Raw genomic sequence first — 24,442 nt, 5'->3', positions numbered from 1 at the left:
CCAGCCGCGCGCTGCTCAGTCGCCAACCTGCTCGGCGAGTTTTCCTGTGTCGATGCCCAATCCGGCCAACTTCGCGCAATAGTCCGCTACAGCAACGAGTTTGATTCCCTCGTAGCCGCGGACCGCGTCGGCGAGCGAGGCTGCTTCGACGGCGACTTCGTAGCTGTCGGGTCCGAGATCTGCGGCGAGCCGACTCACCATCTCCGTGTACTGAGCAAGCAACGCCCGCTCGACCTTGCGAACGTGTGCGTAACCGAACGGGTCCAGTTTCGTACCCCGCAGCCTTTTTCCGTGAGCCAGAAGCCGCAGTGCACCATGGCTTTTCGGCCGCAGCCCGATCTTCTTCTTGCGGCCGAGGGCGCGCAGAGCCGGCGGGTGCAACTTGTAGGTCAGGTTCTTCCCGTTCGGCACATCGCCCTCGACCGAGGCAAGGAACGCTGGATCGACCAGCAACCGTGCAACCTCGTATTCGTCCTTGTAGGCCGTGAACTTGTACAGGCCACGAGCCACAGCTTCGCTGAAAGAAGTCCGCGTTGTCACGGCCTGCTCAGCAGCCCACACCGACTGCACCAGGTCGACATATCGCTTGGCGACCAACACATTCTGGAAATCGACAAGTTGACCGGCGCGAAGTTCGACCAAGCGGCGGACCTCACCCTCGAACGTCGCCCCGGAGAACAACTCGGCCGGAGCCACACTGCGCGGCGCAACCTCTCCGCTCGCCGTGGCGGCGGCGAACGCTGCGGGATCGGCGACAGCTACTCGCCCCCAGCGGAACGCGGCGATATTCGCCGAAACCGCGACACCGTTGATGCCGATTGCTTCCTCGACCGCTGCGGGCGGCAGCTTCAGTCCGCCGGCTTGTACGGCGGCACCGACCAGAAGGAAGTTCGCAGCGGCTGTGTTGTTGCCGAACAGCTTCCCGGCCGCCTGCAATGCATCGAGCTGGACGAGCTTCGACGACACCGTCGCCATGCGCGACACGAGCTCGTCGGCAGCGGGGTACCGAACGTTCTTGTCGTACACCATGTCTCCGGTCGGAGTCGGACTCGTCGACGCCACCGCGACAGTCCGCGCAGGACTTCCGTAGGCGAGGTTTTTGTTGTCGGTTGCGGTCAGCAGGTCGAATGCGACGATGCAGTCCGCACTGCCCGGCGTCACGCGGTTCGACGGGTCGAGGGCGTTCGCAGCGAACCGCAGGTGCGATACCACTGGTCCTGCCTTCTGGCTCAGTCCGATCTGGTCGAGGCTCTCGACCTCGAACCCGGCGCGCAAAGCCGCCGTTGCGAGCACCTGATTGACCGTGACGATCCCGGTGCCGCCGATGCCTGCGAGGAAGACGTTCTGCGTGGCCACCGGTGCTTCGTACGGCAGATCGGCGAGGACAGGCGGTTCGGTCCGCTTCTTCGAAACCTGCTTCCCCTCGGGCACTTCGACCGTCACGAACGACGGGCAATCACCGTCGAGGCAGCTGTAGTCGGTGTTGCACGACGTCTGGTCGATGCGGGTCTTCCGTCCGAACTCGGTCTCGACAGGTTGCACCGACAGGCAGTTCGACTTGACACCGCAGTCGCCGCAGCCTTCGCAGACCGCCTCGTTGATGACGACACGGGTATTGCGCGTGGGCAATTCGCCACGCTTACGTTTGCGCCGAGCGTCGGCGGCGCAGTGCTGGTCGAAGATCAGCACCGTGACACCGGGAACCTCGCGGAGCAGCTTCTGCGCCTCGTCGAGTCGGTCGCGGTGCCACAGCAGCGTGCCCTTGGCCAGCTGTCGTTTCTTATGGCGTTTCGGTTCGTCGGCGCAGACGATGATCTGCCGGACACCTTCGATCGTCAGTTTGTGCGTGAGCTCCGAAACGGACAGGGCCCCCTCCGCGTCCTGTGCTCCGGTCATCGCGACGACGTCGTTGTAGAGCAGCTTGTAGGTGATGTTCACCCCCGCGGCAACGCACGCCTGCACGGCGAGCTGTCCGGAGTGGAAGAACGTTCCGTCGCCGATGTTTTGGAACAGGTGCGGCACATCGGTGAACGGTGCCTGCCCGATCCACTGGCTACCTTCCCCGCCCATCTGGGTCAGGCCGGTGACCGCACTGTCCTCGCGACCGGACAGGGTGACGAGCGTGTGACAGCCGATGCCGCCACCGCCCATCGAACCCTCCGGGATTGCGGTGGACCGGTTGTGCGGGCAACCGCTGCAGAAGTAGGCCGTGCGTTTCGACGGTAGTACTTCCAACGGAAGGGCGAGCGGCAGAGCCGGTTTCAGCGGAATGCGATCGCGGAGGACGCGCCGCAGGGACGCTACGAGTCGGACGGCCGTCAGTTCGCCGCCGACCGGTACCAACGGCGCTCCGGCGGCATCGTGCTTGCCGAGGATCTGTGGTGCATGCGCTGTGCCGTAAAGGATTTCCCGGACCTGAGTTTCGATGAACGCTGTCTTGTCTTCGACGACGAAAATCTGGTCGAGTCCGCGCGCGAACTCGGCGATCCGCTGCGGGTTGACCGGGTACGCCATGCCGAGCCGCAACAGTCGAACGCCGGCGCGATGCAGCGCGGCATCATCGACTCCCAGATCGAGCAATCCCTGGCGCATCGCATCGAAAGTCGTTCCTGTCGAAACGATTCCGAGTTCCGCGTGCGGCGGGTTCAACTCGACGCAGTCGATGTCGTTCGCGGCGCCGTAGGCGTTCACGACAGCTCGGCGCGGACCGTACAGGTCGGCTTCGGCCGCCATGATGACATCGGGGGAAACAACCATCGCGCGCTGCGCGTACTCGAATGGACGTCCCTGCCAATGTACTTCGGGGATCGTGGTGTCGAGATCGGACACCGACCCGTCGACGGACCACGCGCCGTCAGCGACGTCGGCGACGATCTTCACCGCCACGACGCAGCCGGACGCACGCGACAGAGCGACAGCGTGCATACCGAACTGGACAATCTCGGTCGCGTTGCGCGGAAACAGAACCGGGACACCGAGGGCTGCCAGCGAGCGTTCGCTGACCGCGGGAACGGTCGAGGACTTGGAGGCCGGGTCATCGCCCACGTACAAGACGACACCGCCACGTGCATTGACCCCGAACATGTTTGCGTGGCGGATTGCGTCGGTCGCACGGTCGACACCGGGGCCCTTGCCGTACCAGACGCCGACCACGCCGTCGTGGGTCGCATTACCCACCGGGAGGTCGGCTTGACTGCCCCATACCGACGTCGCCGCCAGTTCTTCGTTCAATCCCGGGACGAAGGTGATGTCGTGCTCGCCGAGCACCTTGGGCATGCCGAGCAGCATTCTGTCTACGCCGCCGAGGGGGCTGCCCTGGTAGCCGGAGACGAAGGTCGCGGTTCGACGACCGCTGCGAAGATCCCGCGCGTGCTGCTCGACGAGTTGGCGGGCAATCGCTTGAACACCGGTCAGCAAGACGGGCCGAGATCCGACTCGGTACCTGTCGTCCAGGTCGTACACGTCCGCAGCTTCATGTTCGAGGTAAGTCGTCATGTGCGTACTCCGCTTCGTCGAGGCGCTGGATCGCAGCACTTCATTGGGGGTCCGCGAGCGGGGGTTGCTGCTCGCGGAGTCTCTCGACTGTAGTGGCGACAAGACGGAGGAACCATGTAGGTTTCGTCTATCAAAGGACAAGTCGTGTAGATGGAATCTCCATGCGGCAAGGTGGGCCTGTGCACGAAGGTTGGTTGCAACTGTTGCTCGACGGCGCGGGGCCGGAGGCGCTCCGCGCGCATCGGGACGGGCTGATCCGGTCCGGAACCGATCCCGGCCCGGTCGAGCAGGCCGCCCAGGCCGCGTTTGCGTTGCATTCTCTGCTCGAGCAACGGCGGCAACGCGCAACCGAACTCGCGGCGCTGAACGAGATCGCGGCACAGCTCACGACACTGCACGATCACCGGGCACTCATCACCGAGATCGTCACCCAGGCGCGACGCCTGCTCGGCGCGGATGTCTGCTACATCGGCTTGGTCGAGCCGGACGCGATCGTCGTCAACTACGCGAGCGGCGCGCATACGTCGAGCTTGATCGGTATGGCGCTCCCGTTCCACGGGGGACTCATCGGTCAGGTCGTCGAAAAGGGGATTCCAGCGCGTACCGCGGACTACCTCGCCGATCCGACCATCTCCCATGTCGGTCGGGCCGATGTGGCAGCGCGATCGGAAGGGATCAGAGGGCTTCTCGGGGTGCCCTTGCAGGTCGGTGGCACAGTGATCGGCGGCCTGCTCGCAGGCTCCAGGCAGAAGCGAAAGTTCAGCGACGACGAGACGTCGCTGCTCGTTGCGTTGGCCGCCCACGCCGCCGTTGCCATCGACAACGCCCAGTCGATGGGGCGCTATCGCGAGGCACTCGACGAGATCAGCGTCGTCAACGCGGATCTTGCCGCACACACAGCCGAATTGGAGCAGACACTGCGTTGGGACAAAGCCTTGACCCAGATCGTGCTCCAAGGTGGTGGTCTTCACGACCTCATCGCAGAAGTGTCTGCGACCGCACACTTTCCGGCGTTCTTCGTGGCCGCGCCCTCCGATGTGCCTACCGAACTCCGTGCGCATCGGTCTGCAGTGGAGACCCTCTTCGAGCACGTGTCGAGCGGTACCGGTGAGCAAACGCTGAACGTGGCGAGCGGTGACCGGGTCGTGCTCGCGCGCCCGGTGCAAGCTGCCGGCGACCACCTCGGCCTGCTGCTGATCGTCGCGCCGGAGGCCGACCCGTCCGCACTGCTCGTTCTCGATCGCGCAAGTCCCGTCATCGCTCTGGCGCTGACCGCCGAACGAGCGGCACGCGAAGCGACTCGCCGGACGAGCGACGCATTCGTCCTCGATCTGCTGACGCGCACACCGCCGACCCAGGACGAGATACGTCAGCAGTTCCGATTGGCCGGGCTGAATATCAATACCGAGTACACGGTTGTGGTCGCACGATCCGCGCGTGACGTTGAGCGAACTCGAACCGCCGTGGAGCGCATCGCTTTTCCGTCCGGGACGGTCGTCGCCGGACAAGGTTCGCGGGTGATCCTGCTCGTGCCGGCCCTGCACCCAGACGATGTCCGGACCAGATGGGTGCAACCGGACACCCTGCCGACAGTGGGTATCGCCGAGCCCGCGGTCGGTGGTGAAGGGCTCGCCCGCGCATACAACGAGGCACAGCAGACGATCGACGTGCTCGACACTCTCGGGCGAGATTCCCGAGTGGTCCGGTCACGAAGCCTCGGCATCTATCGAATTCTGTTGAGTCACACTGGAAGAGCCGATCTCGCGGCAGTGACGGAGGAATACCTCGGCCCCATCCTCCGCGAGGAGGAACGCAAAGGTGTTCCGCTACTCGAGACCCTGCAGTCCTATCTGAACAACGACCGGCGCCATGCAGCAACCGCGAACGAGCTTGCAATACATGCCAATACGCTTTACCAACGACTCGAGACGATCGATCGGCTGATCGGTACGCAGTGGCGTGAGCCCGATCAGGCGCTGGATCTGCGGCTGCTGATTCGGCTCCGCACAAGTGCCGCCCGGCTGGGCCCCGCTCGGGCTCCCTGATCCCGTGCTCCGCTCACTGAGCCACCGCCTGCACCGGGCCGACGACCGCGCCCAGACCGACGGCGGCAAGCCCCGGCCAGACGAGGTCGGTGATCTCGTCGACGAGCTGTTCGCGTGACCTGTCCCGGCGGATGTTCCAGTCCTCGGCCGCGAGCAGCGTGGCACCGGCGATCGCCGCAGCCCAGGTGCGCGCCGCCGCGGGGTCTACGCCGACCTGTTTCATCGCGCCTTCGAGGATCGAGGACGCCCAGTCAGCGATCTCCGAGAACAGCGGACGCTGTGCGTGCTCGGCAGATTCGACCACGATCATCTGCATGACGAGGGGATAGAGATCCGAACAGGTTTCGACGAACTCGCAAACCACCTGGATAGTCCCGCTGATCATTTCGCGCATCGAATTGGCCTGCCCGACACCGTGGTCGGCAGCTGCCAGCAGCCTGTCGGTATGGCGCCGCCCCAGCGCCTTCGCCAGTTCCCCGCGATCGGCGAACGCGGCGTAGACCGCGGTTCTCGCATAGCCGGCCTCGGCTGCGATCTCCGCGAACGTCGGTTCGCGAACGCCGCGTTCGATGACGCGTTCGGCGGCATCGAGGAGTTCTTCGCGCCGCTGAGCGGGGTCCACGGGCGGACCCGCAGGGCGGCCACGACGGCGTTGCCCGTCCGATTCGACCCTTGACATCGTGCACCTCCTCGGTTGTAAAGTACATTACGTACTTTAAAAGTACGCCGTGTACTTTTCAAGCGGTTACTTCGAGGAGTGTTGTCGTGCTGAAAACGTTGACTCGGTTTGCTCGGGCGGGCGCAGTCCGGTTCACAGAAACCGTGCCGTGGTCCACGACGCCGTTGGCGACACCGCCGCCGGGTTCGGGACTGCAGCCTGTGCTGGGCGACCGGGGGCTACCGATGATCGGGCGCGGACTCGCGATCCAGCACGACGTCATCGACCTCATCCGCGAGCGCTACAGGCGCTTCGGCTCCGTGAGCTGGACAGGGATGCTCGGCACCCGATCGGTGCTCGTCGTCGGGCCCGACGCGATCGAGGTCGTCGTGAACAATCGGGACAAGGCCTTCGCGAACGGCCCGGGGTGGGAGTACTTCATCGGCCCGTTCTTCAACCGCGGAATCATGCTCCTCGATTTCGAAGAGCACCTGCAGCACAAGCAGATCATGCAGCAGGCGTTCACGCGGGATATGCTGCGCCGGTACAGCATCGGACTCGACGCCGGTATCACCCGGGGGATCGCCACCTGGCAACCCGGCCCGAATTTCGCGCTCTACGACGCCGTGAAACAGCTCCTGCTCGACCTCGCCACCGAGGTTTTCGTCGGTGCCGAACTGGGTGCACAGTCCGACCGCATCAACGAGGCGTTCGTCGACACGGTCGTGGCGGGTTTGTCGATCGTCCGCGCCAACGTTCCGGGCGGCGGCTGGCACCGCGGGCTGACAGGCCGCGCACTGCTCGAGGAGTACTTCCGGGAGTTGCTGCCCGCGAAGCGCGTGAGCACGACCGACGACCTGATGAGCGTGCTCTGCCGCGCCGAAACCCCCGACGGCGTCGGATTCAGCGACGACGACATCGTCAACCACATGATCTTCGTCTTGATGGCCGCGCACGATACGACCACCATCACCTCCACCACGATGGCCTATTACCTCGGCAAGCATCCCGAGTGGCAGGAACGGCTGCGGACCGAAGTTCGCAACTACGGCAAATCCGCAATCGGCTATGACGACCTGGAACACCTACCGCTGCTCGACCGTGTCTTCCGAGAGGCACTTCGCATCAATCCGCCCGTCGGGCTCATCATGCGTGAGGCCGTGAAAGACACCGACATCCTCGGGCAGTACGTGCCGGCCGGAACCAAACTGATGGTCGCACTCATCGGAACGCACCGACTGCCGGAGTTCTGGTCGAAACCTGACGAATTCGATCCCGACCGGTTTGCGCCGCACCGGCGCGAGGATCGCGCGCATCCCTTTCTGTGGTCGCCCTTCGGCGGCGGTGTGCACAAGTGCATCGGGCTCTATTTCGGCGGTTTGCAGGCCAAAACGATTCTCTACCAACTCCTTCGCAACTACCGGTGGTCCGTCGCGCGGGACTACGCACCGCCGATGGAGTACGGCACCGGACTGCATCCTGGCGATGGGCTACCGGTCACGCTCGAGCGACTCGGGAGCGAGTGACATGCACGTCATCACACAGAACTGCTGCAACGACGCCGCCTGCGTCGCCGCGTGCCCGGTCGGCTGCATTCATCCCACGCCCGACGAACCCGGCTACGACAGCGCCGAAATGCTCTACATCGATCCGGAGGCCTGCATCGACTGCGGTGCCTGCATCTCGATGTGCCCGGTCGACGCGATCCGCACCGCCGACGATCTCGGCGACGAATTCGCGCGGTATGCGGAGATCAATGCCTTCTACGCTGCGAATCGGCCGCAACAGCCGCGACCGCTGCTGCGCATCGAACCCACTCGAACCGCTCCCAAGCGTGTCGAGCGACTCCGCGTCGCCATCGTGGGCGCCGGCCCAGCTGGTCTCTACGCTGCCGAAGACTTGCTCACCAGACACGGCGTCGATGTCGAGGTCGACGTGTTCGACCGGCTACCAACGCCTTTGGGACTCATTCGCGCGGGCGTGGCACCGGACCACCAGGCGACCAAGGACGCGGGCCAGCAATTTCGCTGGACCGAGCAGCGAACGGGCTTCCGTTATCACCTCGGCATAGAGGTCGGCCGCGACGTCTCGCCTGCCGAGCTGGCCGCACACTTCCACGCCGTGATCTACACCCATGGCGCCAGTGCTGATCGGCGCCTCGACATTCCTGGCGAGCACCTGCCGGGTAGCCACTCTGCTGCCGAGTTCGTCGCCTGGTACAACGGACATCCTGACTTCGCCGACCGCAATTTCGATCTCTCCGGCGAGCGCGCCGTCATTGTCGGGAACGGGAACGTTGCGTTGGATATCGCCCGGATCTTGCTCGCAGACCCCGCGACCCTGAGCCGCACCGATATTGCCGACCATGCTCTGAAGCTGCTGCGCACGAGCACAATCCGTGAGGTTGTCGTCCTCGGCCGACGTCGCCCGTCCGATGCCGCATACACCGGTCCGGAGCTGGAAGCTCTCTTCCGGCTCGACGACGTGGACGTCGTCCTGGAGCACGATGCAGACCCGGATAGCGCCCCGGAACAGAAAGCAGCGGCTCTGCTCAAGACACGATTGGCCGCTGAACTCGCAGCACGACCGATCTCCGGCGCAAGCAAGCGACTGGTATTGCGCTACCTGCGCTCGCCGGTGGAGGTGCTCGGAACGGACAGGGCGACCGGTCTTCGAATCGCACGCAACACCCTGCGCGCCGGCACGGACGGTACCGTACGCGCCGAAACTACCTCCGATACAGAGATATTGGAGACAGGACTCGTATTGCGCGCGATCGGGCACCGGGGCATTTCGTTGCCCGGCCTGCCGTTCGACGACGCACGCGGGGTCGTCCCCAACAGTGCGGGTCGGGTCCTGGGCAGCACCGGTACGCCCATGTACGGGACGTACACGGCGGGCTGGATCAAACGCGGCCCGAGCGGCGTCATCGGCACGAACAAGAAGTGCGCCACCGAGACCGTCGACCGACTGCTCGACGATGCACGCGCGGGGCGCCTGCCCGCACCCGACCGGGACCGCCGGTCACTCGACGACCTGCTGCGGCTACACCGCTCGCATTACATCGATCGCAGCGGTTGGGCGGCTATCGACCAGCACGAGCGAAATACCGGCGCCGAAACCGGTCGGCCACGGGTCAAGGTCACGAGCATCCCTGAGCTGCAACGCCTCGGGGTGCGGTGAGCACGACCCGACGCGGCCATCGCTGACGGTCGTACGCTGTGGGAATGGCGACGCAACCGACCGATGTCGACGTACAGACGTTCCTCGACGCAATCACCGATCCGCGGCAACGCGCGGATTCCGACCGCCTTGTGCAGCTGATGACGGAGGCTACCGGCGAGCTCCCCAAGATGTGGGGCGCGTCGATCGTCGGATTCGGCAATTACCACTACCGGTATGCCAGTGGCACGGAGGGCGACGCACCGCTCGTCGGATTCTCACCGCGCAAGCGTGAGCTGACGCTGTACTTGACCACCGAACCCGAAGTGCGGGAGGAACTTCTCTCCCGAGTCGGCCCACATCGGGCCGGCGCGGGTTGCGTCTACTTCAAGCGACTCGACACCGTCGACCCCGCGGTCCTGCGCGAGTTCGTCGAACGTACCGTCGCGTTCACCCGCGCACAAGACGTCACCGGCTGACCTTTCCTTCAGCGCAGCGACGCATCCAGTTGCCGGATCAGCTCCCCAACCCGTCCACCGCCACCCGGAGCGGCGGGGTAGCGCCGCAGCACATCGACGACGACCGGACCCGCCAGAAGCCGCGCCCGCTCGAGGTGGCCGGCACCGACAGCGGGATCGCCCCCGGCGGCGAGTTCGAACGCACGCGCTGCGTACGCCGCCGATCCGAGGATGTGCTTGACCTGCGTGGCCTTGGCCAGGGGATGCAGGAACGCCGCCCCGACGGTGTTCCCTGCGGACCGCGCCGCATCGCTCGCCGCGGCCTGCCCCGAATCGCGGGTCTCCTGAGCCGCCCGGTGCGCCGCCCACGCGCTGTCCCGTAGCGCTTTGGTCCGCTTGGCGCCGTCGGCGAACTCCTGTGCAGCGTCGATCGCAGCCCGCGGACGACCGTCGCCTGGGCATTCACCCTCGAAGATCGCCAACACCGGCCGCGCGCAGGCGACCGCATAGGCGGCCACCGCACGGATTTCAGCCAGGCTGAGTTCCACAGTCATCGAGTCATTCTGCACCGTGAGTACCCGAGCGAAACGAACCGCACGCATCTACCCTGGCTGCCATGACCGTGCCGACCATTCTCGTCAGTGGCGCCGGAATCGCCGGACCCGCTCTTGCACACTGGCTCACCGAATACGGGTTTCGCGTGATCGTTGTCGAACTGGCCGACGATATCCGCCCCGGCGGGCAAACCGTCGACCTGCGAGGCGCCGGCCGCGAAGTCGTGCAACGCATGGGCCTGCTCGATGAAATGACCGCGCGGGGATTGAAACAGGAAGGCGCGGCCTGGGTGCGCTCGGATGGCAGCAGACGCGCGGAAATGCCGGTGACGGCATTTCACGGCAACGGCCTGATCTCCAAGCTGGAGATCTTGCGCGGCGATCTGGTCGACGCGCTGTACCAGGCGACGAAGGATCGCGTCGAATACCGTTTCGGCACAAGGATTTCGGACCTCACACCGAACCCTGACGCGGTTACCGTCACGCTGACGGATGGCACGACCCTGACGGTGGACATGGTCGTCGGTGCGGACGGTCCCCACTCCGCTGTACGGCGTTTGGTGTTCGGGCCGGAGGAGCAATTCGTCGAACCGCTCGGTGGCTACCACGCGTGGTTCACCGCACCGGACACCGTCGGCCTCGATGGTTGGTATCTGCTGTACCAGGCTCCCGGCGTCAACGCCTCGATGCGGCCGTCCCGTGATCCGCGGATGGCGAAGGCCGGCCTGGCGTTTCGCTCCGAACCGATCGAGTACGACCGCCACGACCTCGCACAACAGCGCGCCCTGCTCGCGGAACGCTTGTCCGGCGCTGGCTGGCAGTGCGACGAGTTGCTCGCCGCGGCGGCTGTAGCGGAGGACTTCTATTTCGATTCGTTCGCGCAGGTACGCATGCCGACGGTGTCGCGCGGCCGGGTCACGCTCGTCGGCGACGCCGGATACTGCGCGTCACCGTTGAGCGGCATGGGCACCAGTTTGGCTCTCGTCGGCGCGTATGTGCTCGCCGGTGAACTCGGCCCCGCGGAGTCGATCGATACGGACAGGATCACCGGAGCTTTCGAGCGCTACGAAGCTCTCATGCGGCCCTACATCGCGAGTTGTCAGCATCTGTCGAACGACCTCGACACGTACATGCCGCCGACCACCAGCGAGATCGCGATCAGAACTGGCATCATGAAGTGGATGCAGCGCTGGCCTTTTCGGCCGTTCGCCGAGCGGAAGTGGTTCACGACGGCGGACGCGATCGAGCTGCCGCACTACACTCACACCTCCTAACCGCCGAAAACCTATCGCCGCAGCTCTGTACCTGCGAAACTGGTGCGATGAGGTATCGCGGATTGTTCGTCGCGGCTGTCCTCGGTGCTGCGGTAATCGGTGCGGCACCGGCTCAGGCGGAACCTGTTTCACCCACGCCAGTTGTCGATATGTCCACCTGCACGTCGGGACCGGTGCTCTGCCCGATCTACGGCGTGCTGCTCGGACTCGGCGAATTCACGGTCGGCAACACGATGGCGCTGCTGACCTACGGCTTCTGCTTGGGTCCGGTGGAGCCGGGCCACGGAGCCATCCTGCCGCCGATCATCTACGACTTCCGCCCCTGGTGCCCAGCCCCTGCGGCCTGAGCAGCGGGGTGGTCGGCAGCGACCACCGGGATCAGACGATCACGCGTCCGGTTACATACCGCAGGCGCAGATCCCAGACGTATGCCTTCATCGCGACGCGCATCAGCACCCGCGGTGTCAACCGGTCGAGCACCCGGAAGACGAGCAGCCACTCTTCGAAACGACGCTGATCAGCCGCGGTCCATTCGTGCCCCAACTTCTCGCGCAACTGCGCCGGCAGAAAGCCGAGTGCGAGAAACTGATTCCATCCGCCGATCAACTTGGAGACCGGTCGCGGCAGAAAGGCGAGCCGGGCGATACCGTCGAGATAGTTCCGCGTCTTCTCGTCGATCGTCACCTTTTCCAATTCGCTGTTCCAATAATTCTGGAACGCTTCATGATTCGCCGGCCACATCGCTCGCGGCACTTGCAACATGGTCGCGAACACCGATGCTGCCTGATAGATCGCGTCCGGGTCGGCGTGAGTGCGACCACCACGGATCAGCCGTCGCGAGTCCTCGAAAACCGAGCTCATGCAGGCGGCAACCCAGAGCTGTAGTCCAGGGTCGAAAGCGTTGTATCGCACCGGACTTGCCGCGTCCGAGTGCACATGCACATGCACGCGGTTGACGGCCTCGCGGTAGATCTCCCGATCCCGTGCCGTTCCAGCAATCGCGACGGCGATGTAGGTCAGTGTTGTCCGACCACGTTTGATCGGATGTTCGTACAGATTCCCGCTGTGAACTTTGCTTTCCATCACGCCGTAACCGACCGCGGGATTGGCCAACTGCATGATGACGTTCGCCGCGCCGTAGGCCGGTGGCAGAACGGCCATTTCGTCCGCGAGGAATCTGGTGTCCACACCGTCGGTCGCACGGCACGGCGCTGGCTTCTCGACTGAACCCATCAGGCAGACCTCCGCAACGTTGCGAACCGCTCGTCGATACACGCGGCGACCTGAAACTATCCCAGTGCGACATGGGCAACAAGCGGTGCCGCCGCCTTACCCTTAGGTCTATGTCCGCGGCCGACGAACACAGGTCGAGTGCAGAGTCCGCGTGGTGGTCGGGCCACATCGACGAGTGCCTCGAGTCCTACGCCCTTGCCTACCGCGACTACGTCGAGGAGGGGCGCCCGGCGGACGCAGCCATGGCGGCGTTCTTCCTCGGTCTGCACTTCGGACTGAAGGGCGATGGGCCACAAGGTCGGGGCTGGTCGAGCCGATGTCAGCACCTGGTCGATTCCATCCCGGAATGCGCGGTCCATGGCTATCCGCTCTACACCGCAACCTATGCCGCCCTGGGGACCGGCGATGTAGACGCGGCGATGACCCACGCTCTCGATATGCAGGCGATCGGTAAGCGCCACGCAGACCCGAACCTCGTTGCGGTTGGCGTACTCAGCGAGGGCCGGACCCTGATCAAACAAGGCCGGGTCGAAGAAGGTTTGTGCCTGCTCGATGAGGCCATGCTCGCGGCGTCGTCGGGCGAGCTGGACCCGTTCTGGGCGGGCGCGATCTACTGCCATCAAATGGACGTGTGCCATCAACTGCTGGACCTGCGGCGAGCAACGGAGTGCACGCGTGCAGCGGAGCAGTGGTGCAAGCCGATACCCGACGCCAACCTCTATCCGGGCGTCTGCCGGGTACATCGGGCACAGGTACTGACGTTGCGCGGCAACTGGTCTCAGGCCGAAGAGGAGGCGACGCGAGCGTGCGTCGACGCCGCTCGGATCCATCCGGTGACGGCGGCCGAAGCGCACTACGAGATCGCTGAGATCCGGCGTTTTCGGGGCGACCTCGCGGGCGCAGAGGATGCACTGCGCCGGGCACACGAGCTCGGCGCCGATCCGCAACCGGGATTGGCGTTGCTACGGCTGGCGCAGGGACGGAAGGATGCTGCGGGGACCTCCATTCGCGCGGCGCTTGCCGACGCGACCCTCGATCGCCTCGGCCGCGCCCGACTCGCCGTCGCACAAGTGGACATTGCACTCGCCGGTCACGACACGGAGACGGCTCGCACGGCGACCGACGAGCTTTCGAGAACTGCGCTGACACATCCGGGTTCGGGCATCGACGCTGCCGCGACGCGGGCGCGGGGAGCGGTGCTTTTGGCCGACGGCAACGCCGCGGCAGCACTTCCGGTGCTGCGGGCAGCCTGCCGGCTATGGCAGGAACTGGAGGCTCCGTACGAAGCCGCCCGGACCCGCCTATTGCTTGCCGACGCGCTGCGAGCGCTCGGCGACGAAGACGCCGTCGCACTCGAATGGGATGCTGCGGCGGCCGTATTCGATCGTCTCGGCGCGCGCCTGGACGCCGCAAAGGTCACGGCGTTGCAAGGCCGCGACGCGGTACTCGCGGGCGGGTTGAGCGCCCGCGAGGCGCAGGTGTTGACAATGATTGCGGCCGGCAAGTCGAACCGCGACATCGCATCGGAACTATTCCTCAGCGAGCGGACCGTCCACCGTCACGTGTCGAACATCTTCGCCAAGACAGGCGTCAATTCTCGTTCGGCCGCTACCGCTTTCGCCTTCGAGCACGGCGTTGTGCCCGGTCGGCACAACTGACCGATCAGCCTTCCCCGGTTGTGGGGTCGATGATCGAAACCACCTCACTGATTTCGTTCGCCGGCAGACCGGCGAGATTCGCATGCTCCCGCACCGCGGCAACATCGTCTGCGATGTAGACGCAGTAGATCTTGTCGGCGGTCACGTAGCTGTGCTGCCACTGCACTCGGGGCGACAGCTTGGCAAGCACATCGTTCGACTTCTGCGAAGCTGCGCACAGCTCGGGCTGGGTCGAGCTTCCGACATCGGTCATATTTCGTTCGATCACGTATTTGGGCATGACTCAAAGGTAGAAATTCGCCGCCGCGCCGCCATCGGCACGAGCTGCCATATTCGGAGTCGGGGTGTGGGCATTTCTACCCAAGAACCCGATTCAGGGGTTGCTTATATTGTGGGTTCATGTTCATAATATGGGTACACTGTGGCTCAGGTCACTCACCCGTACTCGATGGGACCAGCAAATGTCAGACCTCGCGATATTGATCAACACCGCGGTCGCGGTGCTCGCCGTAGTGGTGATGATCGTGCGTTTCAGGTTCAACCCCGTGGTGTCGCTCGTCGTCGGATCCGCCTATCTGGGCCTAGCCGTCGGGCTCGGCGTCGAGGGCACGATCGACACGATCACCAAGGGATTCGGCGACATCATGGCCGAGGTCGGGTTGCTGATCGCCTTCGGCGTCCTGATGGGCGCGATGCTCCAGGAGACCGGGGCCATCCAGCGCCTGGTCGGCGCGCTACTGAAGACCTTCGGGCCGAAACGGATCACCTACGCGCTTTCGCTGACGATCGCGACGATGCTGCAGTCGATCTTCCTCGACGTGCTACTCGTCATCTCCGCACCGCTCGCACGCAACCTCGCACCGAAGATCGGAAAGAACGGCACCGCCCGCATGGCCACCGCGATGGCGATCGGCCTCGAATGCGGCATCGTGCTCACCGTGCCCGGCGTGGCGTCGGTCGCGCTCGCCGGACTGCTCGGAGTACCGCTCGGCAAGATGCTGCTTTTCGGTATTGCCCTTGTCATTCCGACCGTTGCAATCTCCATCGCGATCATGTCCTTCTTCTTCAACCACGGATTCTGGAACCCCGAGCGCGACGAACAACCCTTCATCGGTGAGGATCCGACGCCGCAGGACGTTGCCGAAACCGACTCTGCGCCTGATGTTCCCGTAGTCGACGACGACGCACCCACCGGCTCCGGTGGCGTCGCACAGCAAACCCTCGTCAAGCCAGCGCCTGCCAAGACGAGGCGCCACACCCCGCTGATCGTCCTCCTCGCTCCCCTGCTTGCATCGCTGGTTTTGATTGCGACCGGCGCCATCCTCGATGTCGCCGACATTCACAGCCCCATAGTCGCTTTCGTCTCGAGTCCGGTGATCGCACTACTCATCGGCCTGATCGGCACAAGCTTCATCGGCCGCTACGCAATCGGCGCCCCGCGCATCGAAAAGGCGATCACCACAGGATTCAAGGAAAGCGGCCAGATCCTCATCCTGACCGGCGTCGGCGGATCTCTGGCCGCGACGATCGCCGCGAGCGGAATGGGCGACATCCTCGGCGGGTACTTCACCGCGAGCACCGCCGCACCGCTGCTGGTCGTGTGGGTGATCGCGGCCGCCCTGCACGTCGCAGTCGGTTCCGTGACGCTCTCCGCCATCACGTCGGCAGGCATTCTCGCCCCGGTCGCGCCGCTCATCGGCCTCGATCCAGTGTTGATTGCGCTTGCCGCAGGCGCCGGCTCCCTGTTCGGCGTGCACGTCACCAGCAACACCTTCTGGTTGCTGCAATCGCTGCTCGGTCAGACCACGCGGGGCGCGCTGAAGACCGTCACGGTCGGCGTATCTGTCGCTTCGGTGGTCGCAATCCTGCTCATCATGCCCGCTAGCATCGTCTTCTGAGATCGGGAAAGTACATGAACCAGAACGTAATCCGCCCCCTCGACGGAGTCCGGGTGCTGGAACTCGGCAACTACATCGCTGCGCCCACCGCGGGCCGGATGCTCGCAGACTTCGGAGCCGAGGTCATCAAGGTCGAGCGGCCGAAGACCGGAGACGAACTGCGCAATTGGCGGCTCTACTCCGGTGACACATCGATGCTCTACCGGACGATCAACCGGAACAAGAAGTCCATCGTGCTCGACCTCAAAACCGACGCGGGGCGTGCAATCGTGCTCGACCTCGTGAAGCATTGCGATGTGCTGCTCGAAAACTTTCGTCCCGGGACGCTCGAGAAGTGGGGCCTGGGACCGGAGGCACTCGACGCCGTGAACCCCGACCTGGTCATCACACGCATCTCCGCGTTCGGCCAGACTGGACCGATGTCCCAGCGTCCCGGTTTCGCCGCCGTTGCCGAGGCGTTCGGCGGCATGCGTGAACTCGTCGGCGATCCGGACCGTCCACCCGTCCGAGTCGGTGTCTCCATCGGCGATTCCATTGCCGGGATCTACGCGGCATTCGGCACCGTCATGGCACTGTTCGCGCGGGAGGCCAAGAAGGGGCCGGCTCCGATCCCGCTCGCGAGCCGCATCATGGACGTCGCGCTGAACGAATCCATCCTCTCCGTCATGGAATCGCTGGTACCCGATTACCAGGCCTACGGCGTGAAGCGGGAACGGGTCGGCGGGCGGATGGAGGGCATCGCCCCGAGCAATGCGTACCCCTGCAACGACGGCACGAGCATCATCATCGCCGGCAACGGCGACGGGATTTTCCGGCGCTACATGGAGCTGATCGGTCGTATCGATCTGGGTTCCGACCCCGGGTTACAGAACAACGCGGGTCGCTGGCAGCGCCGTGACGAACTCGATGCCGCAATTGCGCAATGGACGCAAGAGCTTTCGCGTGACGAAGCATTGAAGCGACTCGACGAAGCCGGCGTGCCGTCGGGCCCGATCTACACCGCAGCCGACATCTGCGCCGACGAGCAGTACGCGGCCCGAAACATGATCCAGCAATTCCAAGTCGATACCGGTCACGGCGAACCCGCGACGGTCGGCTTCACCGGAATCGTTCCCGTGATCGGTGGTCGATCGCTGCCGATCCGCAATGTGGGCCCAGACCTGGGTGCCGATACTCGCGAAGTCCTCGCAACAGTTCTCGGGATGTCACCCGCCGAGATCGACGCGACCACCGAGAGCCAGATTCCTCACGAAAGCACGGTGCAGGCATGACATTCACCTACGAGCCGCAAGCAATCTTGCGCGACGTGACGCTCCGCGACGGTCTGCAGCTGACGGGCAAACTGCTGCCGACCGCGCGAAAGCTCGAAATCATCCGGGAGCTACTGGCATTCGGTGTGCCGGCACTCGAAATCGGGTCGCTGGCACGACCAGACCTGGTGCCGCCGATGGCCAACACTGTCGAGGTCATCTCCGAACTCACGCCGGCGGAACTCGAGAAATGCTGGGTCTGGGTCGCGACACCGCGGCACATCGAGAAAGCCGCGGCCGCGGGTGCGCGCAACTTCCAATACTGTTTCTCCGCTTCGGATTCCCACAACAAAGCGAACATCGGCCGGACAACGGAGGAAAGCCTCGCCGCGATGCCTGCCGCTGTCGAATTGACCGAAGCCGCAGGCGGATCCATCCAACTCTGCATCGCCACCTCGTTCACCTGTCCGTTCGAGGGGGTGGTACCAGAGCAGCGGATCGTCGACATTGCGAACGACGAGCGCACCGCAGGCTCCGCCGACATCGTCATCTGCGACACCCTCGGGCAGGCCGTCCCGGCTCAGGTCAGCAGCCTGATCGGCACCGTGCGTACACGAACACCGCAGCGCCGCATTGTTTTCCACGGCCATGACACGTGGGGGCTCGGCGTGGCCAATACGCTCGCGGCGATAGACGCAGGTGCGGCGATGGTCGACGGTTCGCTCGGCGGACTGGGCGGCTGCCCGTTCGCACCCGGCGCGAGCGGCAACACCTCGAGCGAGGACCTCCTTTTCGCCACCCGTCCCGAATGGTTCACGCCCGCAACCCTCGCCGGCATGGTCGAGGTGACAGAGAAGATGCTTGCCGAACTCGGTGAGCCCAACCGCTCGAAGGCAGCTCAGGGTGCTCGGTCCAAAGCGAAGGCGTTCGACTGGGTGATCGGCCAGTGAGCATGCCACGCTTTCTGGTCACCACCGAAATCCCCGAGCCGGGCATGTCCCTGCTGCGAGCTGCCGGAACCGTTCAGGTTCCGGCCACCCAGTTGAGCGCGGATGATCTCGCTTCTGCCTGTGCTTCAGGCGATTTCGATGTCGTGGTCGCGCAGATTCGTGATCGTTTCGACAAGGCCGTGCTGGCGGGCGCGCAGATCTCCGGCGTCTCGAACTACGCCGTCGGCTACAACAACATCGATGCGGACGCCGCGACGGCGAATGGGATCATGGTCGCCAACACCCCCGGGGTGCTGACCGACGCAACAGCGGATATCGCGCTCCTCCTGATTCTCGCGACTGCGCGCCGGTGCGTGGAGGCCGACTCCTTCGTGCGCAACGGGCAGTTCACCGGCTGGGAGCCGAGCCTGCTGCTCGGCCACGATGTATCGGGAATGACGTTGGGGTTGGCCGGTTTCGGCCGTATCGCCCGCGCAACGGCCAGGCGCGCAGCGGCCTTCGGTATGCGAATCGCCTTCTGCCCCCGTCCACCGGGCGACCGGCCGGTCTCCGACGACGAACTGGGCGAGTTTGCCGGCCGCGTCGAACATGTCTCCTGGACCGACCTCGTCGGTATGAGCGACTTTCTCTCCATCCATGTTCCGCTGAACGACGCCACGCATCATCTCGTCGATTCGGACGTTCTGCGGGCAATGAAGCCGACTGCGATATTGATCAACACTGCGCGCGGTCCGATCGTCGACGAGGCTGCACTCGTTGCCGCACTGCAGTCGGGTGAGATCGCTGCGGCAGGCCTGGACGTCTACGAGGACGAACCTGCGCTCGCACCGGGACTGGCCGAGTTGCCCAACACGGTGTTGCTCCCGCACGTCGGCAGTGCGACCGTTGCGGTCCGCGCCGAAATGGCCAGGTTGTGCGCCGAGAATGCGATCGCCATGGCGCACAAGCGCATTCCGCCGCATCCGGTGAACCCTGAAGCATGGAGCGCTAGGCCGGAACCCGGCCGCCGATAGTCCGGGTGATTTTTTCGGCGTACTCGACGACGAGGTCGACCCATTCTTCGCACACCGCGCGGGGCATCCGGATCGTCGGACCGCTGATCATCAACGCGCCCAGCACATCCCCTGCGGTGTCGAAGACCGGCGCAGACAGTCCAGAGGCGGAGTCTTCACGTTCGCCCGCGCTGATCGCGTACCCGTCAGCCTTGGCCTGGGCGATGAGTGACCGCAACTCCGCGGCGGTGGTGACGGTGCCCCCGGTCAAGGGGTCCAGCGGACCGGCCAGAACCTTCTCGGCGAGGTCCGGATTCCAGGCGAGCAGAATTCGGCCTGCCGAACCGGCATGGATCGGAATGATCTTGCCGACGTACATGTCTCGACGTAGCGCATGCCGCGTCTCCGCTACAGCGACACAGACCCGGTGGCCCTGCTCTTCCCTGAAGAAGCATGCGGTCTCACCCGTCCGGTCGCGCATCTCCTTCAGCACCGGATTGACGATGGCCAGAATATCGAGGCCCTTGACCGCCGGAGCCGCCCAGAAAGCCATTTTCGTGCCGATCCGAATCTGGTCCCCGACCCGATCCAAGAAGCCTTGCGCGACCATGTTGGTCACCAAGCGTTGCACTGTCGACGTCGGAAGCCCTGTGGCCTGCTGGATCTCGCCCAGAGTCATCGACGGACGCGTGAGCGAAAAGGCGTCGAGAATCTCGGTTATCTTGCCGAGCACGAGCAACGGCTGCAGCTTCGACGATCCCTGCGCGTCGTCCGTTGACATGGCTGCAAATCTACCGGGCGTTCGGCGATCGAGTGCTGCGACTTCAGAAACTTGCTTACCCATATTGTGATTATAGACTCACAATGCGAACATTGATCCATGACAATCGTTGTTGCACCCGACAGCTTCAAAGGCACACACACCGCGGCGGAAGTAGCACGCGCGATCGCGTCGGGAGTGCGTGACGAAGGCGGTTCCGCGCACGAGTTGCCGCTCGCGGACGGAGGCGAGGGAACGCTCGAAGTGCTGCGGGGCCCAATGGAACTCGAGCTGGTCGACATGGCATCCGTCGGACCGTGGGGCGATCCGGTCGCAGCGCGCTACGGCATGAACCGGGCCGGAACTGCGGTCATCGAACTGGCAATGGCCAGCGGAATCGACCTGCCGTCGAAGGGGTATCGATGCCCGGTTGCGGCCGACACGTACGGAACCGGTCTGCTGATGGCTGATGCCGTTTCGCGCGGCGCACGCGAGATTGTCGTGGCGTGCGGCGGTTCGGCAACGACGGACGGCGGAGTCGGCGCCTTGCAGGCCCTCGCCGAGGCGGGCGGCACAGGGAACACCCGGATCGTTGTCCTTGCCGATGTCACAACGCATTTCGTCGACGCAGCGCGCGTGTTCGGTCCGCAGAAGGGTGCCGACGCCGATGCAGTCCACGTGCTCTCCGAGCGACTCCGCCAGCTTGCCGAATCGTGGCCGCGCAACCCGTCCGGCGTCGCAAGAACCGGCGCCGCAGGCGGTTTCGCGGGCGGCATGTGGGCCCACCACGGCGCGAGCATGGTCTCTGGAGCTGATTTCGTTCTCGACTACGTGGGCTTCGACGCCGCTGCTCGCGAGGCGTCGATGGTGATAGTCGGCGAGGGCCGGCTCGACTCGCAGACCGGTCAGGGAAAGATCATCTCCGCCGTCCTGTCACGTTGCGGGACGACCCCGGTCGTCGCATGCGTCGGATCGATCGGCCCCGACCTCGGCTCTGCCCGCGATCGATTCGCGCACGTCCGCGTGGCCTCGACCCTCGAGGAGCTCAGAGCCGCGGGACGGGAGCTTGCGCGCAGTTGACCCCACTGCACAGCATGGATCAGCGTTAGTAGACATCCATCCGGCGAAACCACGACTCGACGCTGTCGACGAACGCCACCGTCGCGATTTCGCGCGTCGTTGCACCGAGAGAAAACCCAACCGCCAGTCCGACGCCCGTCGCAAGCAACGCGGCGACCGCGTGTTCGAGCAGGTCAGGGTCTACGGCGTCTATGCCGAGCGAGTTCGCCTGGGCCACAATCAACATTCCGATTCCAGCAGTGAACGCACCGACGGTGTCGCGGTTGGACTGCTCCTGAACCGGGTCGCTCCGCGTGGCGATCACAAAGTCGGCGGCAAGCCGAATCCAGGCCGGCTGCGCGAGCAGTCGCTCCCACTGTTGTTGTGTTGCAGCAAGTTTGGCCTGCCCGCCTTCGGCGGCCAGAACGGCACCCGCGAGGCCTGCGAGGACATGTTCGAAATGGCTGCGCAGCACATGAAGACACAGCTCTTCCTTGCCTGCGAAGTTTCCGTAGATCGACCCGTGGGTGCGGCCGGCGTCCTCCGCAATCTGCGCGATTGTTGTCGCGTTGTACCCACGCGTCAGGAAGACCCGTTCGGCAGCGGAGACGATCAGGTCGCGGGTCTGCGCCTGCAATTCGTCGCGCGTCAGCGCCTTCGGCATCGACAAACCCTTCTACGCGCTGCGCTGGTATCAGCACCACGCTAGCTGGCGAACCAGCCCTGGGCGACTCTTGCCATGATGCTCTCATCCATATAACGTCATAATACAAATTGGCTCATAATATTAGTGGCAATCCGAGAGCAGGGGCACGTGAGCTTCATAAGAGAAATGATCAGCAAGACTCCCGACGAGCGTCGCGCGGTCGACCGGAAGTACGACTTTCTGCTCAGGCTGCACGGACGCAACGGCGAGAAGGCGCTTGCCCTGGCCGAGGCCCCGCGAATCGACGATGGGTACTTCGGCCCGGACTCGATCAGCTGGAAGGTGTACGAGAACGTACTGGTCGCAGGGATAGGCGCAATGTCCGGGCTGTTCATGGCCATGCTCGATCCGGTCGGCGCGTACGGCGTCGGGCAGCACACCGTGTACTACTACGACACGCTCGGGCGGATGCGCCGCAGTCTGCTGTTCTTCGCCGGCGCGGTCTTCGGCGACAGTGCGACCGCCGACAAGGTCGGTCGCGATCTGTTTCGCAAGCATGCGCACGTCAACGGCGAGATCCCGGCAACCGGCGAAGAGTTTCGCGCAAACCACGTCGAGGCGCTGAAGTTCACCTACGTCACCGGGTGGGCGCTGCTGTGGCGGGCTTACAAGACGTACGGAGATCCGAATGCCACCGAGGACGACGAGCGCCAGTTCTACGCAGAACAGCACATAGTGGCCGAACTGCTCGGCATCCCCGCGGGCGAACTGCCGCTCACGCCCGAAGCGGTGCAAGCGTGGGTGAACGATGCCGAGCAGAACACAATGGCCTTCACCCGCCCAGCGCAGGAAATCCTCGACTTCCTCACTGCACCACCGTGGACACCGGTGTGGCCGCTCGGAGCGCTCAACCTCTTCGTGCGCATGTTCTTCTGGTCGTCAGTTCCCCTGCTGAGCCCGTACGTTCGCGAAATCGGCGGGCTCGCAAACATTCCGCTGCGCACCAAGCTGTCCAGCGCCGTCATCGCACAGGCCGCCAAGCTTGCCACCCACCCGATCGTGGACCACCTGATCGTGCCGTTCGTCGGCTACGAGATGTGGGGATACGCCCACAACGCACTCCGCCATACCCCGGAAACCGGACGGGTTCCGTTCACTCACAACCCCGGACTTGCGCTCCAGCATGGCAAGGGCGGCACGCTGCAGGAGGCAAACCGATGAGCCGGGTCGACGTCATCTCCAACGAACGGCTGATCGACGATCGCCACCACTTTCATGAGATTCAGGATTTCTGGCAGGACGGTCCGGTGGCGCTGGTCTTTCTGCGTCAGTTCGGCAGCGCGTTCGCACTCAAGCAGGCCATCGATCTCAGCGCTCGCTACTCCGACATCACCGCCGCCGGCGCCAACGCGGTACTGATCGGGCTGGGAACTCCCATCCAGGCGTTCACATTCCGGAAAAGGTCAGGGACCCGGTTCCCTGTGCTCACCACAACGGACCAATCGCTCTATCGCACAATGGGACTGACGCGAGGATGGGTCGCAGCAACAGGTCCGGCAAACCTCGCTCCGCTGATCGGGCTCGTCCGCGCCGGGGTGTACCCGTACCAACCGACCGGGGACAACCGGCAACTCGGCGGCGCCTTCGTCGCAGCACGGGGTGGCAAGAAAGTGGTCTGGGACTTCCGGGCCCACAAGGCGTCGGACATCGCACCCGTCGACGAGATCGTGGATGCTCTCGTCAGCGCAGCGGCGCTGAACCGAGCCGTAGTCGGGTGATCTTCCGGCATTCAAGGCACGCCCTTTGGCCCGTCACCGGGTGGTGGCGGGCTGATCGGGCTTGGGTTCGTTAGAAGGGTGGCGGTTCGTAGTCGCCCTCGTTGTGGGCGCGTTCGCTGCGGGTGCGGGCTTCGTGTTGCTGGATTCTTGTGCGCCGCTTCGGGTCCGGTGCCGTGTCGGGCATCGGGCGGTCGGGTTCGGTCCCGCCCAGCAGCGGGATCGGACCGGTTTCCGCGACCGGATAGGTTTTGCCGTGCGGGGAGGTGATCGACAGTGACCCGTCCTCGCCTTTGGTGAGGTCCCACCCGCCGAACGTCTTCCCCCGGTGATGTTTGCGGCAGAACGGACCCAAATTCTGCGTTGTGGTCGGGCCACCCGCACGGGGATTGTCATGGTTGTACGGGTCACGATGATCCAGGTCGCAGTCCCACGCCGGTACGTCGCAGTTCGGGAACATGCACGACCCCCACAACGCGCGGACATAGTCCTGGACCTGTTCGGTGGGTGTGTAGGAGTCGGTGGTCTTCTCGTCGGGGGTGGTGAGTGGCCGCACGATCGCATCCTTAGCGATA

The 24,442-nt window shown here is 64.6% G+C and carries 22 protein-coding genes; 14 read left to right on the top strand and 8 right to left on the bottom strand.

The window, feature by feature from the left end:
• Positions 1-15 precede the first annotated feature (15 nt).
• Entirely contained in the window at positions 16-3,495 is a 3,480-nt protein-coding gene (locus tag JGU72_RS28590) for an indolepyruvate ferredoxin oxidoreductase family protein (protein ID WP_199687694.1), read from the bottom strand.
• A gap of 179 nt (positions 3,496-3,674) precedes the next feature.
• Here JGU72_RS28590 and JGU72_RS28585 point away from each other — a divergent pair, with 179 nt between their 5' ends.
• The gene (locus JGU72_RS28585; RefSeq protein ID WP_307828647.1) at positions 3,675-5,540 is read left to right on the top strand and encodes a helix-turn-helix domain-containing protein; all 1,866 of its coding nucleotides are present in this window, start codon (positions 3,675-3,677) and stop codon (positions 5,538-5,540) included.
• A gap of 13 nt (positions 5,541-5,553) precedes the next feature.
• Here JGU72_RS28585 and JGU72_RS28580 read toward each other — a convergent pair whose 3' ends face one another.
• Entirely contained in the window at positions 5,554-6,219 is a 666-nt protein-coding gene (locus JGU72_RS28580; protein WP_199687692.1) for a TetR/AcrR family transcriptional regulator, read from the bottom strand.
• 224 nt (positions 6,220-6,443) lie between these two features.
• Here JGU72_RS28580 and JGU72_RS28575 point away from each other — a divergent pair, with 224 nt between their 5' ends.
• From JGU72_RS28575 to JGU72_RS28565, 3 genes are read left to right on the top strand one after another with little or no spacing between them, the layout of a single operon-like run.
• A complete protein-coding gene (locus tag JGU72_RS28575) occupies positions 6,444-7,724 on the top strand; it encodes a cytochrome P450 (protein WP_199687761.1) in 1,281 nt (426 codons plus the stop codon).
• Between the two features lies 1 nt (position 7,725).
• Positions 7,726-9,381, top strand: coding sequence for a 4Fe-4S binding protein (locus tag JGU72_RS28570; protein WP_199687691.1), 1,656 nt, complete (start codon positions 7,726-7,728; stop codon positions 9,379-9,381).
• Positions 9,382-9,425: 44 nt separating this feature from the next.
• Complete coding sequence (locus JGU72_RS28565) at positions 9,426-9,839, top strand: DUF1801 domain-containing protein (protein WP_199687690.1); 414 nt, start codon at positions 9,426-9,428, stop codon at positions 9,837-9,839.
• Between the two features lie 8 nt (positions 9,840-9,847).
• Here the strand turns inward: JGU72_RS28565 and JGU72_RS28560 are convergent, their stop codons facing one another.
• Positions 9,848-10,372, bottom strand: a complete 525-nt coding sequence (locus JGU72_RS28560) for a putative immunity protein (protein ID WP_199687689.1) — start codon at positions 10,370-10,372, stop codon at positions 9,848-9,850.
• A gap of 62 nt (positions 10,373-10,434) precedes the next feature.
• On the opposite strand from JGU72_RS28560, the gene JGU72_RS28555 reads away from it, so the two are divergent.
• Together JGU72_RS28555 and JGU72_RS28550 are read left to right on the top strand one after the other, a co-directional pair.
• Positions 10,435-11,646, top strand: a complete 1,212-nt coding sequence (locus tag JGU72_RS28555) for an FAD-dependent monooxygenase (protein WP_199687688.1) — start codon at positions 10,435-10,437, stop codon at positions 11,644-11,646.
• 47 nt (positions 11,647-11,693) lie between these two features.
• Positions 11,694-11,993: a hypothetical protein gene (locus JGU72_RS28550; RefSeq protein ID WP_199687687.1), complete on the top strand. Its 300-nt coding sequence runs from the start codon at positions 11,694-11,696 to the stop codon at positions 11,991-11,993.
• A gap of 31 nt (positions 11,994-12,024) precedes the next feature.
• On the opposite strand, the gene JGU72_RS28545 is transcribed toward JGU72_RS28550, so the two are convergent.
• On the bottom strand, positions 12,025-12,879 hold the full coding sequence (locus JGU72_RS28545; RefSeq protein ID WP_199687686.1) for an oxygenase MpaB family protein: 855 nt from the start codon (positions 12,877-12,879) through the stop codon (positions 12,025-12,027).
• A 110-nt stretch (positions 12,880-12,989) separates the two neighbouring features.
• Here JGU72_RS28545 and JGU72_RS28540 point away from each other — a divergent pair, with 110 nt between their 5' ends.
• Positions 12,990-14,537 (top strand): helix-turn-helix transcriptional regulator, encoded by a 1,548-nt coding sequence (locus JGU72_RS28540; RefSeq protein ID WP_199687685.1) that lies wholly within the window; start codon positions 12,990-12,992, stop codon positions 14,535-14,537.
• 4 nt (positions 14,538-14,541) lie between these two features.
• Here JGU72_RS28540 and JGU72_RS28535 read toward each other — a convergent pair whose 3' ends face one another.
• Positions 14,542-14,817, bottom strand: a complete 276-nt coding sequence (locus tag JGU72_RS28535; RefSeq protein WP_199687684.1) for a DUF4242 domain-containing protein — start codon at positions 14,815-14,817, stop codon at positions 14,542-14,544.
• 181 nt (positions 14,818-14,998) lie between these two features.
• Between JGU72_RS28535 and JGU72_RS28530 the strand changes: the two genes are divergently transcribed.
• The 4 genes from JGU72_RS28530 to JGU72_RS28515 are packed head-to-tail and all read left to right on the top strand — an operon-like array spanning position 14,999 to position 19,648.
• Positions 14,999-16,435: a GntP family permease gene (locus JGU72_RS28530; protein WP_199687683.1), complete on the top strand. Its 1,437-nt coding sequence runs from the start codon at positions 14,999-15,001 to the stop codon at positions 16,433-16,435.
• 14 nt (positions 16,436-16,449) lie between these two features.
• Positions 16,450-17,706 (top strand): CaiB/BaiF CoA transferase family protein, encoded by a 1,257-nt coding sequence (locus JGU72_RS28525; RefSeq protein ID WP_199687682.1) that lies wholly within the window; start codon positions 16,450-16,452, stop codon positions 17,704-17,706.
• Positions 17,703-18,635, top strand: coding sequence for a beta/alpha barrel domain-containing protein (locus JGU72_RS28520; protein ID WP_199687681.1), 933 nt, complete (start codon positions 17,703-17,705; stop codon positions 18,633-18,635). The genes JGU72_RS28525 and JGU72_RS28520 overlap by 4 nt, the downstream gene beginning before the upstream one ends.
• Positions 18,632-19,648: a 2-hydroxyacid dehydrogenase gene (locus tag JGU72_RS28515; RefSeq protein ID WP_199687680.1), complete on the top strand. Its 1,017-nt coding sequence runs from the start codon at positions 18,632-18,634 to the stop codon at positions 19,646-19,648. Before JGU72_RS28520 ends, JGU72_RS28515 begins: the two co-directional genes overlap by 4 nt.
• On the opposite strand, the gene JGU72_RS28510 is transcribed toward JGU72_RS28515, so the two are convergent.
• A complete protein-coding gene (locus tag JGU72_RS28510) occupies positions 19,623-20,408 on the bottom strand; it encodes an IclR family transcriptional regulator (protein WP_199687679.1) in 786 nt (261 codons plus the stop codon). The two genes, JGU72_RS28515 and JGU72_RS28510, sit on opposite strands and share 26 nt — an antisense overlap.
• A gap of 99 nt (positions 20,409-20,507) precedes the next feature.
• On the opposite strand from JGU72_RS28510, the gene JGU72_RS28505 reads away from it, so the two are divergent.
• Positions 20,508-21,467: a glycerate kinase family protein gene (locus JGU72_RS28505; RefSeq protein WP_199687678.1), complete on the top strand. Its 960-nt coding sequence runs from the start codon at positions 20,508-20,510 to the stop codon at positions 21,465-21,467.
• Positions 21,468-21,492: 25 nt separating this feature from the next.
• Here the strand turns inward: JGU72_RS28505 and JGU72_RS28500 are convergent, their stop codons facing one another.
• The gene (locus JGU72_RS28500; protein WP_199687677.1) at positions 21,493-22,110 is read right to left on the bottom strand and encodes a TetR/AcrR family transcriptional regulator; all 618 of its coding nucleotides are present in this window, start codon (positions 22,108-22,110) and stop codon (positions 21,493-21,495) included.
• A 168-nt stretch (positions 22,111-22,278) separates the two neighbouring features.
• Here JGU72_RS28500 and JGU72_RS28495 point away from each other — a divergent pair, with 168 nt between their 5' ends.
• A complete protein-coding gene (locus JGU72_RS28495) occupies positions 22,279-23,313 on the top strand; it encodes an oxygenase MpaB family protein (protein WP_199687760.1) in 1,035 nt (344 codons plus the stop codon).
• On the top strand, positions 23,310-23,870 hold the full coding sequence (locus tag JGU72_RS28490; RefSeq protein ID WP_199687676.1) for a peroxiredoxin-like family protein: 561 nt from the start codon (positions 23,310-23,312) through the stop codon (positions 23,868-23,870). Before JGU72_RS28495 ends, JGU72_RS28490 begins: the two co-directional genes overlap by 4 nt.
• 70 nt (positions 23,871-23,940) lie before the next feature.
• On the opposite strand, the gene JGU72_RS28485 is transcribed toward JGU72_RS28490, so the two are convergent.
• Positions 23,941-24,442: HNH endonuclease signature motif containing protein (locus tag JGU72_RS28485; protein ID WP_233533179.1), on the bottom strand; the 502-nt coding region annotated here is incomplete at its 5' end.

Source organism: Antrihabitans auranticaus (assembly GCF_016481275.1).
GTDB lineage: Bacteria > Actinomycetota > Actinomycetes > Mycobacteriales > Mycobacteriaceae > Antrihabitans.
This window is presented reverse-complemented; position numbering and strand designations above follow the sequence as displayed.